Source organism: Streptomyces sp. NPDC016851 (assembly GCF_055562795.1).
On record NZ_JBVHEP010000012.1, the window covers coordinates 100,884 to 115,458 of the forward strand.

Consider the following 14,575-nt stretch of genomic DNA (forward strand, 5'->3'; position numbering starts at 1 on the left):
CACTGAGCCGACGTTGAGATTTTCCACGCGAAACCCTGACGATTTCGCCTACGGGAACGCGGGCTCGTGCGAGCCGTCGAGATGCTCTGCGAGCTGCTTGCGCGAGGTGATGCCGAGCTTTTGGAAGACGTGGCGCAGGTGGGTCTCCACGGTGGGCAGGCTGATGACGAGGGCTTCCGCGATCTGCCGGTTGGTGAGGCCCTGGGCGGCGAGGCCGGCGACGCCGCGCTCGGCGCCGGTGAGTGCGTCGACACCGGTGAGCGCCAGCCGACGAGGTCGCGCACCGCCGGCTCGTAGCTCCTCGCTCGCCCGCTGTGCCAGCGCGGTCGCCCCACAGGACCATGCGCCGTCCATTCCGCGCTCCAGCGCGGTGCGCGCCTCGGAGCGTCGGCCCCGGCGACGCAACGAAGCACCCAGCTCGACGAGGGAGCGTGCCCGCTCAAGGCGCGCCGACGAGTCCTCGAGCACCGCCACCGATTCCCGCAGGAGGTCCACCCTCTCGTCCGGGGCCCCCGTCAGCGCGGCCGCGCGCAAGGCCACCCCGAACGTTCCCGGCGCCCCGAAGGCCTGTGCAAGCTCGAGCTCTTCACGAGCCAGCCGACGCGCCGCATCGGTGTCCGTGCCTGCCAGCGCGAGTGCCGCCCGCGATCGCCACGGCACGAGTGCGGGTGTCAGGACCGCGCCCTCCGTCCGGGCGCCCAGGGCCAGGAGCTCATTGATCGTCTCCGCCGTCCGGCCCTGGGCCTCCCGCAGCCGGGCGCGCGCGCCGATCAGGAAGGAAAAGAGCAGCAGAGGACTGTCGGCGTCGGCCAACCCGGTCTCGGTCAGCAGCCGCTCGGCGTCCCTGATCTCCCCGCGTTCGATCATGGTGTCGACCAGCACGGCGACCGCCATCGGAGCATGCAGGGAATGAGCCGGCGGCCGGCTGCCGGACGGCCCGGTCCCCGGATGGAGGTGCGCCGCCTCCAACGCGGCGCGGGCATCAGCCTCGGCTTCGGCCAGCATGCCCACGCGGTGGAAGAGCGTCGAGCGGAGCACAGCCGCGTTCAGGAACTGCGCGGCCGACCCGTGGCGGCGTGCATCCGCCACCTCGTCGTCAAGCAGCCGCCGGGCGAGCGAGTGGCTCTCGGCCAGGATCAGCGCCACGAAGAGCTGGGCCTTTATCGGTCCACGTGCGAACTCGGGCGCCTGGTACCAGCCGCGGACCGCCTCCTCGGCCAGACGGAGAACACGAGTGGCCGGTTCGTTGGCGAAGAGTGCCTCGACCGCCGCCAAGCTGGAGATGTGGGGAGGGACGGGTTCGCCGGCGAAGGCGGGCCCGACGACCTGCCGGACGCGGCCGCGTAGCTCGCGCGGCGTCGAGAGGTCCACCTGCAAGGCCCCGGCCACGGCTGCTTCCAAGAGCAGCGCGCCCTCGGAGTCCCGCTCGGTGGCCTCGGCGATGAGGCCGTCCAGAGCGGGTGCGACCTCCTGCGCGCGATCCGACCACACCAGTGCCGTGCGCAGGCGGAACGCAATCTCGATCTTCGCCGCCATGTCGTCGGTGCACTTCAGTGCACGCCGCAGGTCTTCTGCGGCCGCTTCGAACTGGCCTGCGTTCTGCTCGGCGGCACCGAGCTCGCGCAGCAGCCCGGACCTGGGCGCGTCGGGTGCCGACTCCGCGAGGGCTCGCTTGAGGTAGCGGACCGCGAGGTCGGGTGCGCCCTTTTGGGTCGCGGAGCGAGCTGCGTCGAGCAGGATGTCGGCGACCTCCCCGTCGCCGGCCGGGGCGGCTGCCAGCAGGTGCGACGCCACGTGCTCGACCGCGACCCCCGCGTGCCACAGCAGCCGGGCGGCGTCCCGGTGCACTCGCGCCCGCCGACGCGGGGGAAGCCCGGCATAGATCGCCCAGCGTACGAGTGGGTGGGCGAATCCCAGCCCATTGGCGACGCGCAGGATACTCATCGAGACAAGTCCGTCCACGGCCTCGTCGCAGCTTGGTGGATCGAGTCCTGCCAGGCGGGCGGCCAGCACTACATCGGCTCCGTCACCCAACACCGCCGCGGCCGCAGCCAGCGCCGTAGCCGACGGCGGCAGGCCCGCCAGACGCAGGTTGATCCACCGCGCCACTGTTTCCACGCCCATCTCGCCAACCTGCTCGACTGCTGCCGAGGTCGGCTGCGCACCCCGGGCACGCAGGGCGCCGATCAGCTGCCTGACCAGGAACGGGTTGCCCCCCGTCATCGTCCAGCAACCACGGACGAACCCCGGCTCGAGGGGCACTGCTTCGAATGCGTCCAGTAGCAGGGTTCGTACCGCTTCGATCGTGAACGGGCCCAGTCGGACGACGTCGACCTCCGAGCCCGCCACCAGCTCCGTGAGCAGCAGGCCGTGGGCGCCGGGGTCCTCCGGGCGCACTGCCAGGGTCAGCAGCACCGGCAGCCCGTGCACGCGCCGAGCCAGATAGCCCAGGAACCGCAGCGACGGCACATCGGCCCAGTGCGCGTCGTCGACCACCACCATCAGCGGCGTTCGCGCCGCCAGCTTCGCGGTCAACCCATAGAGCCCGTGCAGCGTGGCGAAGCTGCGGTCGTCGCTGCCGCCGACCGGTTCGCCGAGACGATCGGCGCGGCCGCCACCGAGCAGCCACGCTGAGGGAGCGGCAGCTCCTTCGAGCAACAGCTCACGCTCGCCGTTCTCCGCGCCGGTCAAGACCGGCTCGAACAACTGTCTGGCGACGCCGAAGGCGAACTCGGTCTCCATCTGCCCGCCGCGAGCGCTGACCACGGCCACGCCGCTCTCCGCCGCAAGCTCCATCGCGGCTCGTAGCAGCCGGGTCTTGCCGATCCCCGCCGAGCCCTCCAGCGCCACGACCGCGCCTTTGCCGGCCTTCGCCCTTACGAGCGCCGCGCCGAGACACCGCAGCTCGCCCTCACGCTCGAGCAGTCGTTGCTCGGCGCCGGTCCGACCCGGCCCGTCAGGCACCAGAGCCCACCGGGCGAAGGCCCGCTTCCGTAGCGCACGCGCATGTGCGGCCGGACGGCTTCACGATGGCGATGGCTCTCTCTCGGTCTCCGGACAGCTGTTCCCGCCGCCCACCATCTCCTTCTCACCGTACGAAACCATGTGCTGGACCGCCTCCCTGCGGAGCTTGTGGAGCAGGCGGGACACCAGAACGTAGAGCCGGGCGGCGGTCTCGCAAGTACCGATGGCCTCGCCGTTGGCGTCCACGGCCCGGCAGTCCGGGCACCCGGGGCAGTGCAGGAGCATGCGCAGGTACGCAGCGCGCTCGGGCGCGTTCGGGCACTGATGCTCCCCCTTCTCGTAACCGCAAGCGCGCCTCCCCGAGGCAGACTCACCGGGCACGATGTCGAAGGGCCCCACCGTTCGCGGTGGGGCCCTTCGGCGTGTGGGGTCTCAGGTGCCGGTACGGGACACGGGCCCGGCGTCGATCTCGGTGATCAGCGCCTCGATGCGCGTTCTGATCTCGTCGCGGATGGGGCGGACGGCCTCGACGCCCTTGCCCGCCGGGTCCTCCAGGGCCCAGTCCAGGTATTTCTTGCCGGGGAAGACCGGGCAGGCGTCGCCGCAGCCCATGGTGATGACGTAGTCGGACGCCTGGACGGCCTCGGTCGTGAGGATCTTCGGCTTGGCGGTGGCGATGTCGATGCCGATCTCCCGCATGGCCTCGACCGCGGCGGGGTTGACCCTGTCGCCTGGGACGGAGCCGGCGGAGCGGACCTCGATCCGGTCGCCCGCGAGGTGGTGGAGGAAGCCGGCGGCCATCTGCGAACGCCCGGCGTTGTGGACGCAGACGAACAGTACGGAGGCGAGCGGGCTGGAGGACATCGGTTCTTCCTTCGTCAGCGGTTCACTGGTGTGAAAGTATCAGCCCATGCTGACATCAGCCGAAACTGATCTGATCCGGGTCCTGGCCGATCCGCTCAGGCTGCGGATCGTGACCTTGCTCGCGGAAGAGACGCTGTGCACCACCCACCTGGTGGAGGAGACCGGTGCTCGGCAGACCAACTTGTCCAACCATCTGAGAGTGCTGCGCGAGGCCGGGGTCGTCGAGACGGAGCCGTGCGGGCGGTACATGTACTACAAGCTGCGCCCGGACGTCATCGCCCGGCTGGCCGGGCAGTTCGCCGACCTGGCCGAGTCCGCACGCACCGCCGCCGGCAAGAAGAGGGCCTGCCCGTGACCCGCACCGAAGCAGCCGCGACCGTCGAGGAGTCCTCGGTCGTCGCGAAGCTGTCGACGCTCGACCGTTTTCTCGCCGTGTGGATCCTCGCCGCGATGGCCGTCGGCCTGGGGCTGGGGCGTGCCGTCCCCGGCCTCGGCGACGCTCTGGCCAAGGTCGAGATCGGCGGCATCTCCCTGCCGATCGCCATCGGCCTGCTGATCATGATGTACCCGGTCCTGGCCAAGGTCCGTTACGACAAGCTCGACGCCGTCACCGGCGACAAGAGGCTCATGGTCTCTTCCCTCGTCATCAACTGGCTCGTCGGGCCGGCGGTGATGTTCGCGCTGGCCTGGATGTTCCTGCCGGACCTGCCCGAGTACCGCACCGGCCTGATCATCGTCGGGCTGGCCCGCTGCATCGCGATGGTCATCATCTGGAACGACCTCGCTTGCGGTGACCGCGAGGCCGCTGCCGTGCTCGTCGCGCTGAATTCGGTCTTTCAGGTGGTGGCGTTCGGCCTGCTGGGGTGGCTCTACCTCGATCTGCTGCCCGGCTGGCTGGGCCTGGGCGACGGGGAGCAGCTGGACATCTCCATGGGGAAGATCGCCCTGAACGTCGTCATCTTCCTCGGCGTCCCGCTGCTGGCCGGCTTCCTCACCCGTCGCGTCGGTGAGCGCAGGCTCGGCCGGGAGAGGTACGAGAGCGGCTTCCTCCCCGCGATCGGGCCGTGGGCGCTGTACGGGCTGCTCTTCACGATCGTCATCCTCTTCGCCCTCCAGGGGAAGACGATCACCTCGCAGCCGCTCGACGTGGTCCGCATCGCGCTGCCGCTGCTGGTGTACTTCGCGGTGATGTGGTTCGGCACCTTCGCCCTCGGCAAGGCCATCGGCCTCGCCTACGACCGCACCGCGACCCTCGCCTTCACTGCGGCCGGCAACAACTTCGAGCTGGCCATCGCGGTCGCCATCGCCACCTTCGGCGTGACCTCCGGTCAGGCGCTGTCGGGCGTGGTCGGGCCGCTGATCGAGGTGCCGGTCCTGGTGGCGCTCGTGTACGTGTCGCTGGCCTGGCGGCGGAAATTCAGCGCCAACGGCTCCGCCTGAGATCGCGTTTCCGTCGGTGGGTTCAGGCTGCGGCCTGCGGAATGGTCAGCAGCTTGCCCATCGCGGACAGCACGGACGGCTCGACGCGGTAGTAGACCCAGGTTCCGCGCCGCTCGGAGGTCAGCAGGCCGGCCTCCTTCAGCTTCTTCAGGTGGTGCGAGACGGTCGGCTGCGAGACGCCGACGTCGGAGATGTCGCACACGCACGCCTCGCCGCCCTCGTGCGAGGCCACCGCCGAGAACAGCCGCAGCCGCACCGGGTCCCCCAGGGCCTTGAACATCCGCGCGGCTGTTTCCGCCTCCTCCGCGGTGAAGGGACGTTCGGTGAGGGGCGGGCAGCACGGCGCCACGGCCTCGGGGGCCTTGGCGACCTCGGAGACCTCGGCGTCCAGCAGCGGTAGCACTCGCGTATTCGGCATGTGTCTATGTTGACATGCGTCGAATCAATGGGGCCAGGGGGTGGATTCGATGAATGTCTATGTTGACGGCTGTCGAAGCAGGTGGGACGCTGGCAACACAAGCCATCGACAGATGTCGAATCAAAGGGGAATCTCGTGTCCGTGTCGAGCGACAGCGTGCCCACTGGTCAGCTGCCCACTGGTCAGCTGCCGACGAGTCAGCTGCCCGTCGTGGTCATCGGAGCCGGGCCGGTCGGCCTTGCTGCCGCCGCCCACCTCATCGGGCGGGACATCGAACCGCTGGTCCTGGAAGCCGGGCCGTCGGCCGGCACGGCCGTGCGCGAGTGGGCGCACGTGCGGCTGTTCTCGACCTGGTCGGAGGTCATCGACCCGGCCGCGGAGAAGCTCCTCGCGCCGACCGGCTGGACCCGACCCGACGGCTCCACGTACCCCACCGGCGGAGACTGGGCCGCGCACTACCTCCAGCCCCTCGCCGACGTCCTCGGCGACAAGGTCCGCTACGGCGCCACCGTCACCGGCGTCGCCCGCGCCGGACGCGACCGCGTCGTCGACTCCGGCCGCGACGAGCAGCCCTTCGCGGTGCATGTCCTGTCGGCCGACGGCCGTGAGGAACGGATCAGCGCCCGCGCGGTCGTCGACGCCTCGGGCACCTGGTCCACGCCCGGCCCGCTGGGCGCCGACGGGCTGCCCGCCCTCGGCGAGAGGGCCGCCGCCGGCCACGTCTCCTACCGCGTCCCCGACCTGGGCGACCCGGCCGTCCGCGCCCGGTACGCGGGCAGGCGCACCGCCGTCGTCGGCTCCGGAGCCTCCGCCTTCACCGCGCTCGCCGCCCTCGCCGACCTGGCGCAGGAGGAGCCGGGCACCCACGCGGTGTGGGTCCTGCGCCGCGGTATCACCGGCTCTACGTTCGGCGGCGGGGAAGCCGACGAGCTGCCCGCTCGGGGCGCCCTCGGCCTGCGCGCCAAGGCCGCGGTGGAGGAAGGCCACGCGAGCGCGGTCACCGGGTTCCGTACGCACGCCGTCGAGCGGGACGGGGACCGGCTGGTCCTGGTCGCCGAGGACGGGCGCCGCCTGGATCCGGTCGACGAGGTGATCGTCCTGACCGGTCTCCGCCCGGACCTGTCCTTCCTCTCCGAGCTCCGCCTGGGCCTGGACGACCGTCTCCAGGCGCCCACCGCCCTGGCCCCGCTCATCGACCCCAACGTCCACTCCTGCGGCACCGTCTACCCGCACGGCGTGAACGAGCTCTCCCACCCGGAACAGGACGTCTACCTGGTCGGCATGAAGTCCTACGGCCGCGCCCCCACGTTCCTCGCGATGACCGGCTACGAGCAGGTCCGCTCCGTCACCGCCGCGCTCGCCGGTGACCGTGAGGCCGCCGAGCGGGTCGAACTGACCCTGCCCGAGACGGGTGTGTGCGGCGGGGCCGGGCTGTTCGACGAGCCCGACACGGCCGCCACCGAGGGCGGAGGCTGCTGCGCCGCCCCGTCCACCCTGCAGATCGGCACCGCCGCCCCGGCCACCCCTTCCGGCGGCTGCTGAACTCCCCTGTCCCTCCAGGAGGTTCGCCATGACGTCCCGTGTCCAGCTCGCCCTCCGTGTCCCCGACCTCGCCGAGTCCGTGGCCTTCTACACCAAGCTCTTCGGCACCGAACCCGCCAAACTCCGCGACGGCTACGCCAACTTCGCCATCGCCGAGCCCCCGCTGAAGCTCGTTCTCATCGAAGGCACCGCAGATGAGGCGACCCGCCTGGACCACCTCGGCGTCGAGGTCGGGACGGCCGAGGCGGTGCACGCCGCCACCGCACGTCTGGGCGAGGCGGGCCTGACCACCGACGTGGAGAACGACACGACCTGTTGCTACGCCGTCCAGGACAAGGTCTGGGTCCGCGGCCCCGGCGGGGAGCCCTGGGAGGTGTACGTCGTCAAGGCCGACGCCGACTCCCTGGCCAAGCAGCGGGGCAGTACCTGCTGCGCCGACCCGGCCCCGGCCGGAACCGGTGCCGGGGAACCGGCCGCACCGGCCGCCGCGGGCGGCTGCTGCTGATCCGGCGATGACCGACCTCGGCACCGCGCTCCGTGACCGGGGCGGGGTCAGGCGCAGCAGGCGCAACCCGGGCGGCAGTCGCACGCTCCGTTCGCGTCCGCGTCCGTGTCAGCGCCGGCGACCGGGGCCGGCCCGGCCGAGGGGGCGCAGCAGCCCTTGCCCTGCCAGGCGTCGCGGCCCTCCTTGACGGCGATGGCCGCGATGACGAGGGCGGCGATGGGGTCGGCCCATGACCAGCCCAGGGTGGCGTTGAGGACCAGGCCGGCCAGGAGCACGGCCGAGAGGTACGTGCACAGCAGCGTCTGCTGGGAGTCGGCGACCGCGCTGGCCGAGCCGAGTTCACGGCCCGCGCGGCGTTGGGCCGCCGACAGGAACGGCATGACCGCGAGGGAGAGGGCGGCAAGCACGATGCCGGGAACGGAACGCTCCGCCTCCCCCGCACCCGCCCCGGTCAGCGCGCGTACGGCGTCGACGGCGACGTAGGCGGCGAGCGTGAAGAAGGACACCGCGATGATCCGCAGGGTCGTCTTCTCCCGCGCCTCGCGCACGGCGTGCTCACGGGCGGAGAACTGCCAGGCCACCGCGGCGGCGGAGGAGACCTCAATGACCGAATCCAGGCCGAAGCCGATCAGGGCGGTGGAGGAGGCGAGGGTGCCGGCGGTGATGGCGACGATCGCCTCGATGACGTTGTAGGCGATCGTCACCGTGACCAGCAGCCGGATGCGCCGGGCGAGTTCCTCTCGGCGGGCCGGTGAGGGGGCGAGGGATATCGCCGTCATCAGCAGCATCCCTTGTCGTCGGCCTCCGCACAGGTGCGGTCGGTCTCGACGGCCACCACGGCCGCGCGCAGGTCGTCCAGCGCGTGCCCGAGGCGCTCGTCGGCCAGTTCGTAGCGGGTGCGGCGGCCGTCGGGCACGGTGACGACCAGTCCGCAGTCGCGCAGGCACGCGAGGTGGTTGGAGAGTCGGGTGCGCGAGATGCCGAGTGTGTCGGCGAGATCGGCGGGATAGGCCGGGGCCTCGCGCAGCGCGAGCAGGATGCGGCAACGGATCGGATCGGCGAGCGCGCGGCCGAACCGGGCCAGCACTTCGATGTCGGGGGCAACAGTCAGCACAGCGCGACAGTACATTAATTCCTGAATTCAGGAAACCTTGGACTATCGACCGGCGGAGTCCGTGACAGCCGGTCCGTCGGCTCGCGGCCGGGTCAGTCTTCGGTGCCGTCCGACCCGCGTGGCCAGATGGCGAGGGCGATCAGGACCGCCGCCCACACCGCCAACGGCGTGATCGGCCAGTAGTGGGTCAGTTCTCCCCGCTGGGCGCACCGGGCGGCCCAGATGGCGGAGAGGATCACCGCTCCGCCCAGCCAGTAGCGCCATTCGGTCAGCCAGTCGTGGAGGTCCTTGCGGTTCCGGTCGGCGCGGGTGGGCGCGAGGGCGGGCAAGTCGGTTGTCACGGCGGCCAGTTCGGCGGTCGTACGGGCCTGGAGGGCGCGTTGGGCGCGGGCCTCATGCTCCGGTGGATCGAGCCGGCCCTCGGCCAGCGCCGCGGCCAGCACGGCGAGCGCCTTGTCCCTGTCACTGTCCGAGACCCGCAGCGCGGGCGGGGCGGGCTCGTGTCGGTCGTCCATCATTGTCCTCTCTCGGGCACCGTGGGGCACCCGACCTGACGGCGCTTTAGAATACGACTGTATCTTAAAAGGGGAGCGTGACGATGCCCAAGACCGTCGACCGGGAGGAACAGCGGCGTCAGATCGGTGCCGCCCTGCTCCAGTTGGTCTCCGACCGTGGCCTGGACGAGGTCAGCGTGCGCACCGTGGCCGCCGCGTCCGGCCGCTCCGCCGGAGCCGTGCAGAAGTACTTCCGCACCAAGGACGAGATGCTCGCCTTCGCGGCCGAGCTGGTCGGCGAACGGGTGGGGCGCCGGATGGCCGGGGTGGACACCTCGCTGCCGTTGCGGCGCGCGCTGCGGGAGCTGATCCTGACCACGCTTCCCGTGGACGTGGAGCGGCGGGCCGAGGCCACGACGCAACTCGCGTTCGCCGTGTACGCGGCGCACCACCCCCGCCTCGCCGCGATCCGGCAGCAGGTCGACCAGGACATCCGTCAAGCACTGGCCGCCTGGTTGGAGAGCGCCGGGCACGGGGGCGGGGCGGCCGTCCTCGCCGATGCCGTGATCGCGGTGTCCGACGGGCTGGCCCTGCGCATGCTCTACACCCCGCAGGAGCGCGAGCACCTGCTCACCGTCCTGGACCGGGCCCTGGACGCCTTGCTTCCGGAACGGGCGGCCGGTCCGGCGGACCGCTGAGCCCTCAGGTCCTCAGGTCCTCAGATCCTCAGGGCCTCAGGGCCTCACGAAGTGCTGCTGGGGATGACGCAGTTCTGCGGTTGCGGCTTGCCCGTCGGCCAGCCCAGGCCGACGAACTTCAGGGTGCCGCGGCCCCTTCGGCCCGGGTCCAGTTCGACGATCGCGGCCGGTTTGTCGTAGGCGTTGCCGCCCGTGGTGAGGCAGATCAGGCCGCTGGTGCCCGGGACGCGGTGGCGGGACTGCAGAAGGGGCCACTGACGGCCCACGTCCTCGCGGGTGGGGACCGACTCCGGGTCGTTCCTCTGGGCCTGGTGGAGGGCCTTGCCGATGGTGATGAGTCCGTCGTGGACGAGCATCGTCCGGGAGTCCTCCAAGTTGGGAGTGGAGCCCAGCTTGATCCCCTCGTTCTCGGTCGCGCTGATCTGCTGCCTGAGGGCGTCCAGGGCCGCCTTCGGTTCGGTCAGGTACTGAGGGAGGTCCCGGTCGGCCGGCTCGCGGTCGTGGGTCGCCCTGTACTTCTTCGTCCAGGCCGTCAGTTCCGTCGTCCAGGCGTCGGGGTGGGCGGGGGCCGCGTACTGCACCGTCACCTTCGGCCTGCCGTCGTCGCCGCGGAGTCTGGCCCAGTCCCGCTCCGTCATGTCCTGCCGCAGCGAGGCCGCGTCCGAGCCGCTGACGATGGTGTAGTGGCGGTCCTTGCAGCCCACCTCGGCGAGCTTCAGCGCGAAGATGCGCAGGTGGAGGGTGCGGCCCGCGAAGTAGACCGTGTCGGCCCGGGAGTCGCAGATGTTGTTGGCCGTCTGGGTGAACTGGTTGCCGGTCGAGCCCGCCTCGTCGATCGACGGGGACTCGAACGACATCGCGGCGGGGCCGGCCGGGCCCTTCTCCTCGATCCTGCTGAAGGCCTTCGCCAGCGACTCGTTGTAGCCGTCCGGGCGTTTGTCGTAGACCAGGACCGTCCTGAGGTTCTGCCGGCCGCGTTCGCCGTTGAAGTTGGCCAGGGCCTGGGCCGCGTCGTGGTTGGTGGGGAGGATGCGGGCCAGACCCGGGAAGCGGAGCTTCGCCATCCCGTCCGGCCGGTCCTCGTTGGCGATCCGGTCTCCGCTGATCCGGGCGGCGAGCACCGGGATCTTGTTCTCCGTCAGCCGGGCGACGGCCGCCTCGGTGGCGTCGAGGCTCAGGTTGAAGCCGGTGACCGCGCGCAGCCGGTCCTCGGGCGAGGCGGCCATCCGCAGCAGGGTGTCGACGACCTTGGCCTGACGGCCGTAGTCCTGTCCGGGGTTGGCCAGCACCAGGCGGATCTTCGGGGGTTCGCCCTCGCCCGCGTTGGCCTGGCGCTGGCCCAGGTAGGCGCCCTGGAGGTCACTGCGCATCTGCCGGCGCAGGGCCTCCCGGTCTGACTGGAGTGGCAGCATCATCGCGACCGTGACGTACGGCTGCTTCTCGATCCTCCGGTTCTCGCGTGCGATGGCCCGGGCCACGTCGGTGATCTCGGGGGTGCCGAAGTCGTAGCCCTCGCCGTTGACGCCGATGCACTCGCCGTCGATCCGCTCCACGCCGTCCGCGCAGGTGTCCGGCCTGGTGACGAGCAGGTAGACGAGCACCAGGCCGGCCGCGAGCGCCGCCGCGCCCAGGAGTGAGAAGAGGATCTTCCGCCATCTGGGCATGCCCGTTATCTCCTTCTCCGGAGCTGTTCGGTGCAGGTGCAGCGCAACAGGGGCTGTTCGTTCTCCGCGAGTCCGCTCCAGTCCGTCGCCGTCCTGCTGAGCAGACCCGCGCCCTCGAAGTCCATGATCGACAGCAGGTCCAGCAGCTTGGCGAGGGTGCGGGCGGTCTCCTTGCCGGTCGGCCTGGTCCGCTCCTCGCACAGCCAGACCGCGTGCAGCAGCTGGTCGACGGTGCGGCGCAGCGGGGGGCCGTCCACGGGCACCAGGCCCTGGGCGCGTTCCCGCCGGGCGTCCGCCCCGCCCGGGTACGGCGCCTGGGCGATCTCCAGGAGCTCCGCGCACCACTCGCGGGGGCGGCCGGGGAGGGTGGCGGCGAGGTGGCTGACGACGTCGTCCACCCCGCCGGAGACCAGGTGGTGGTTCATGCGGTGGGCGGTGAGCGAGCGGAAGGCACCGCCGCCGGGGGCTCCGCTTCCCCAGGGCCCGTTGCCGGGCCGGGCCGCGCCGCCGCCCCACGCTCCGCTGGTCCCCCACGCCGTGCCGGGTGAGGCTCCGGCGCGCCGGCCTCCCGTGCCCGGCGTCCCCTCGCCCGGCGCCCCCTGGGGCGAGGCCTCGCCGTCCGGCACGCCGCCGCGCAACGCCCCGCCGTCCGGATCCGCGCCGCGCACGGCCGCGCCGCCCGGCTCTCCGCCTGGCAAGGCTCCACCGCTCGGCTCTCCGCCTCGCAGGCCTCCACCGTCCGGCGACCCACCGCGCAACGCCCCGCCGTCCGGCGCCCCGTGGCGCGAGGAATCGCCGTCCGGCGCTCCGCCGCGCACGGCCCTGCCGCCCGGCTCTCCGCCTCGCAAGCCGCCTCCGTCCGGCACCCCACCGGGCACGGCCCCTCCGTCCGGCACCCCACCGCGCGAGGCCGCACCGCCGAGCACCCCGCCACCGGGCGACCCGCCACTCGGCGACCCATCACCCAGCGCCCCACCACCCGGCGGCCCACCACCCGGCACCCCACCACCTGGTGACCCACCACCCGAAGCCGCGCTCCCCCAACCCCCCGTCTCCCCCACCGCACGCCGCGCATAGTGGTCGCGCAGCAGGTGATGGTCGGCGTACCAGGCGGCCCCGCCGGGGCGTAATCCGTACAGCCGGTGCACCAGCAGTTGGCGGAGGCCGAAGTCGCCTATGAAGTGGCGTTCGCAGCTGGGCCAGCCCGTGTCGGTGAGGAGCCGGGCGACGTGATGCGCGGTCAGGTGGTGGACGTGGCCCTGCTGGTGGTGGCGGAGCAGGACGTCCGCGCACTCCGGGTCGTGCGCCACCGAGAGGTGGGTGAGGAGGTCGAGCCAGTGGTCGTGGTGCTCGGTCGGGAGCCGTACGGGTAACTGGTCGAGGATCAGTTCCCGCAGGAGGACGTCCGCGACGGGGCGTTCGAGGGTGTCGTCGCCGGGGAGCCGTAACGGGGCGTCCAGGATGTCCCGGTCGTTGGCGTCCGCCGGCATGCGGAAGGCGGCGGCGGCTTCGGCCAGGCGGATCACGGTGTGCGGCCGGCCGCCGCTCAACCGGGCCACGGCGGCGTCGATACGGCGGCGGTTCGTGCCGCCCTCCGGCTCGGCGCGCTGCTGTCTTCGTACGGTCTCCCGGCGCAGCTGGTCGCCGGTGAGCAGCGGCATCCGCAGCAGGAGCACGCCGTCGGCCAGGGGTGCCCGGTCCGCGCCCTCGTCCGTGCGGCGGGACCAGGCGGGCGGGGCGCCGTCGGCGGGGCGGTACTCCGCCGGGGGCGTCGACTCCTCGGGCGGCAGGCCGCCGTGCAGGAAGGCGCCGCCGTCCGGCCGGCGTGCCGTGCCGACGATGACCACGCGGTCGCGCTGTCCACCCCGGCGGTCCGTGAGCACGGCGCGCAGCAGCCGCTCTCCCAGGGCCGACTCGGCGTGGTCCAGCAGCAGGCCCGGGCGGCCGACCCGGCGCAGCCAGCCCGCGGGGGAGGCGTACGCCGCTTCCAGGTCCTCGCGCAGGGCCCGGAAAAGAAAGCTTTCCGCGACCTCACGTGCCTCGCCGCCGGCCCGGAAGTCGGCGGCGAGGATGCGCAGCCCGATCCTGGGCTGCCCGGCGGCGCCGGGATACGCGCCGTAGATCCGCCCCAGTTCCGCCCTGCCCCGGGGCGCGAGCCCCTCGAACAGCGCGTCCAGGAGGGCGTTGCTCACGGCCGCCGAGTACGGGTCGAGCGCCTGCCCGAGGGTGGTCAGGAGGTTGCGGATGGTGCCACGCAGGACACCGCGCCAGAAGTCGCCGACGCTCAGCCCCCGCAGGCGTTGCTTCTGGGCCAGGGCCTCGTAGCGTTCGGCCTCCGTCGCGACCGCCTCGGGCGTGCCCTCCGCGACGCCGGTCGCGATCATGGCCAGGCCCGTGAAGAGACGCGGGAAGGCGAACGAGCCGCCGGTCCCCTGCCAGGTGCACAACCGCCGGGCCACCTCGACCAGGGCCTCGGTCGCGGCCGAGCGGGCGCCGGGCTCCGGGTCCGCGCGGTCCGCGTACACCGGGGAGGCGCAGTCCAGGTGGATCACCGGCACCTTGGTGGCGAAACGGTCCCGTACGGCGCGCAGCAGCCGGCCCTTTCCCATGCCCGGGCCGCCGGTGAGCAGGACGACGGGCAGGTCGGGGCCGTACAGCAGGTCCCGGCCGGCTCCCGAGGGCGCCCGCCCCAGCAGCCGCGCGAAGAAGCCCTCCTCGCCGAGGAGTTTCTCGAACCCCAGTTCTTCACACACGGACCCCCCACGGAGTGCCTGCCCGCCCGGGAGCGGGTGACCGGTGACCGATGTGCCAGAAAAGATCCAGTGGAACACGCAACGTCTGATCGGACAACGGGGGCGGCACGGAAGGAAGT

At 72.1% G+C, this 14,575-nt stretch carries 13 protein-coding genes; 5 read left to right on the plus strand and 8 right to left on the minus strand.

The window, feature by feature from the left end; translation table 11 throughout:
• Positions 1-48: 48 nt before the first annotated feature.
• Both ACZ3I3_RS20770 and ACZ3I3_RS20775 read right to left on the minus strand, forming a co-directional pair.
• Complete coding sequence (locus tag ACZ3I3_RS20770; RefSeq protein WP_467367079.1) at positions 49-2,964, minus strand: ATP-binding protein; 2,916 nt, start codon at positions 2,962-2,964, stop codon at positions 49-51.
• Between the two features lie 432 nt (positions 2,965-3,396).
• Entirely contained in the window at positions 3,397-3,828 is a 432-nt protein-coding gene (locus tag ACZ3I3_RS20775; RefSeq protein WP_467367080.1) for an arsenate reductase ArsC, read from the minus strand.
• A 46-nt stretch (positions 3,829-3,874) separates the two neighbouring features.
• Between ACZ3I3_RS20775 and ACZ3I3_RS20780 the strand changes: the two genes are divergently transcribed.
• Positions 3,875-4,183, plus strand: coding sequence for an ArsR/SmtB family transcription factor (locus ACZ3I3_RS20780; protein WP_436728179.1), 309 nt, complete (start codon positions 3,875-3,877; stop codon positions 4,181-4,183).
• Entirely contained in the window at positions 4,180-5,268 is a 1,089-nt protein-coding gene (arsB, locus tag ACZ3I3_RS20785; protein ID WP_467367083.1) for an ACR3 family arsenite efflux transporter, read from the plus strand. Before ACZ3I3_RS20780 ends, arsB begins: the two co-directional genes overlap by 4 nt.
• A 22-nt stretch (positions 5,269-5,290) precedes the next feature.
• On the opposite strand, the gene ACZ3I3_RS20790 is transcribed toward arsB, so the two are convergent.
• Entirely contained in the window at positions 5,291-5,686 is a 396-nt protein-coding gene (locus ACZ3I3_RS20790) for an ArsR/SmtB family transcription factor (RefSeq protein ID WP_467367084.1), read from the minus strand.
• Positions 5,687-5,827: 141 nt separating this feature from the next.
• Between ACZ3I3_RS20790 and ACZ3I3_RS20795 the strand changes: the two genes are divergently transcribed.
• Both ACZ3I3_RS20795 and ACZ3I3_RS20800 read left to right on the plus strand, forming a co-directional pair.
• Positions 5,828-7,228 carry an NAD(P)-binding domain-containing protein gene (locus tag ACZ3I3_RS20795; RefSeq protein ID WP_467367313.1) on the plus strand — a complete coding sequence of 467 codons (1,401 nt, stop codon included), beginning with the start codon at positions 5,828-5,830 and terminating at the stop codon, positions 7,226-7,228.
• Positions 7,229-7,256: 28 nt separating this feature from the next.
• Positions 7,257-7,733: an ArsI/CadI family heavy metal resistance metalloenzyme gene (locus ACZ3I3_RS20800; RefSeq protein WP_467367086.1), complete on the plus strand. Its 477-nt coding sequence runs from the start codon at positions 7,257-7,259 to the stop codon at positions 7,731-7,733.
• Between the two features lie 47 nt (positions 7,734-7,780).
• On the opposite strand, the gene ACZ3I3_RS20805 is transcribed toward ACZ3I3_RS20800, so the two are convergent.
• From ACZ3I3_RS20805 to ACZ3I3_RS20815, 3 genes are all read right to left on the minus strand, one after another.
• Positions 7,781-8,512, minus strand: coding sequence for a cation efflux transmembrane domain-containing protein (locus tag ACZ3I3_RS20805; protein WP_467367088.1), 732 nt, complete (start codon positions 8,510-8,512; stop codon positions 7,781-7,783).
• The gene (locus ACZ3I3_RS20810; protein WP_274817472.1) at positions 8,512-8,847 is read right to left on the minus strand and encodes an ArsR/SmtB family transcription factor; all 336 of its coding nucleotides are present in this window, start codon (positions 8,845-8,847) and stop codon (positions 8,512-8,514) included. Before ACZ3I3_RS20810 ends, ACZ3I3_RS20805 begins: the two co-directional genes overlap by 1 nt.
• A gap of 92 nt (positions 8,848-8,939) precedes the next feature.
• Positions 8,940-9,362, minus strand: coding sequence for a DUF1707 SHOCT-like domain-containing protein (locus tag ACZ3I3_RS20815; RefSeq protein ID WP_467367091.1), 423 nt, complete (start codon positions 9,360-9,362; stop codon positions 8,940-8,942).
• 83 nt (positions 9,363-9,445) lie between these two features.
• Between ACZ3I3_RS20815 and ACZ3I3_RS20820 the strand changes: the two genes are divergently transcribed.
• Positions 9,446-10,039 (plus strand): TetR/AcrR family transcriptional regulator, encoded by a 594-nt coding sequence (locus tag ACZ3I3_RS20820; protein ID WP_467367093.1) that lies wholly within the window; start codon positions 9,446-9,448, stop codon positions 10,037-10,039.
• 44 nt (positions 10,040-10,083) lie between these two features.
• Here ACZ3I3_RS20820 and ACZ3I3_RS20825 read toward each other — a convergent pair whose 3' ends face one another.
• Together ACZ3I3_RS20825 and ACZ3I3_RS20830 are read right to left on the minus strand one after the other, a co-directional pair.
• Positions 10,084-11,703, minus strand: a complete 1,620-nt coding sequence (locus ACZ3I3_RS20825) for an ABC transporter substrate-binding protein (RefSeq protein WP_467367095.1) — start codon at positions 11,701-11,703, stop codon at positions 10,084-10,086.
• A gap of 5 nt (positions 11,704-11,708) precedes the next feature.
• Positions 11,709-14,456 (minus strand): hypothetical protein, encoded by a 2,748-nt coding sequence (locus tag ACZ3I3_RS20830; RefSeq protein ID WP_467367097.1) that lies wholly within the window; start codon positions 14,454-14,456, stop codon positions 11,709-11,711.
• Between the last annotated feature and the right edge of the window lie 119 nt (positions 14,457-14,575).

Bases quoted from the DNA above. Each gene is read 5' to 3' on its own strand.
- ACZ3I3_RS20780 (WP_436728179.1), top strand. From the start codon at position 3,875: ATGCTGACATCAGCCGAAACTGATCTGATCCGGGTCCTGGCCGATCCG.
- ACZ3I3_RS20820 (WP_467367093.1), top strand. From the start codon at position 9,446: ATGCCCAAGACCGTCGACCGGGAGGAACAGCGGCGTCAGATCGGTGCC.
- ACZ3I3_RS20800 (WP_467367086.1), top strand. From the start codon at position 7,257: ATGACGTCCCGTGTCCAGCTCGCCCTCCGTGTCCCCGACCTCGCCGAG.
- ACZ3I3_RS20790 (WP_467367084.1), bottom strand. From the start codon at position 5,686: ATGCCGAATACGCGAGTGCTACCGCTGCTGGACGCCGAGGTCTCCGAG.
- ACZ3I3_RS20805 (WP_467367088.1), bottom strand. From the start codon at position 8,512: ATGACGGCGATATCCCTCGCCCCCTCACCGGCCCGCCGAGAGGAACTC.
- ACZ3I3_RS20815 (WP_467367091.1), bottom strand. From the start codon at position 9,362: ATGGACGACCGACACGAGCCCGCCCCGCCCGCGCTGCGGGTCTCGGAC.
- ACZ3I3_RS20775 (WP_467367080.1), bottom strand. From the start codon at position 3,828: ATGTCCTCCAGCCCGCTCGCCTCCGTACTGTTCGTCTGCGTCCACAAC.
- ACZ3I3_RS20825 (WP_467367095.1), bottom strand. From the start codon at position 11,703: ATGCCCAGATGGCGGAAGATCCTCTTCTCACTCCTGGGCGCGGCGGCG.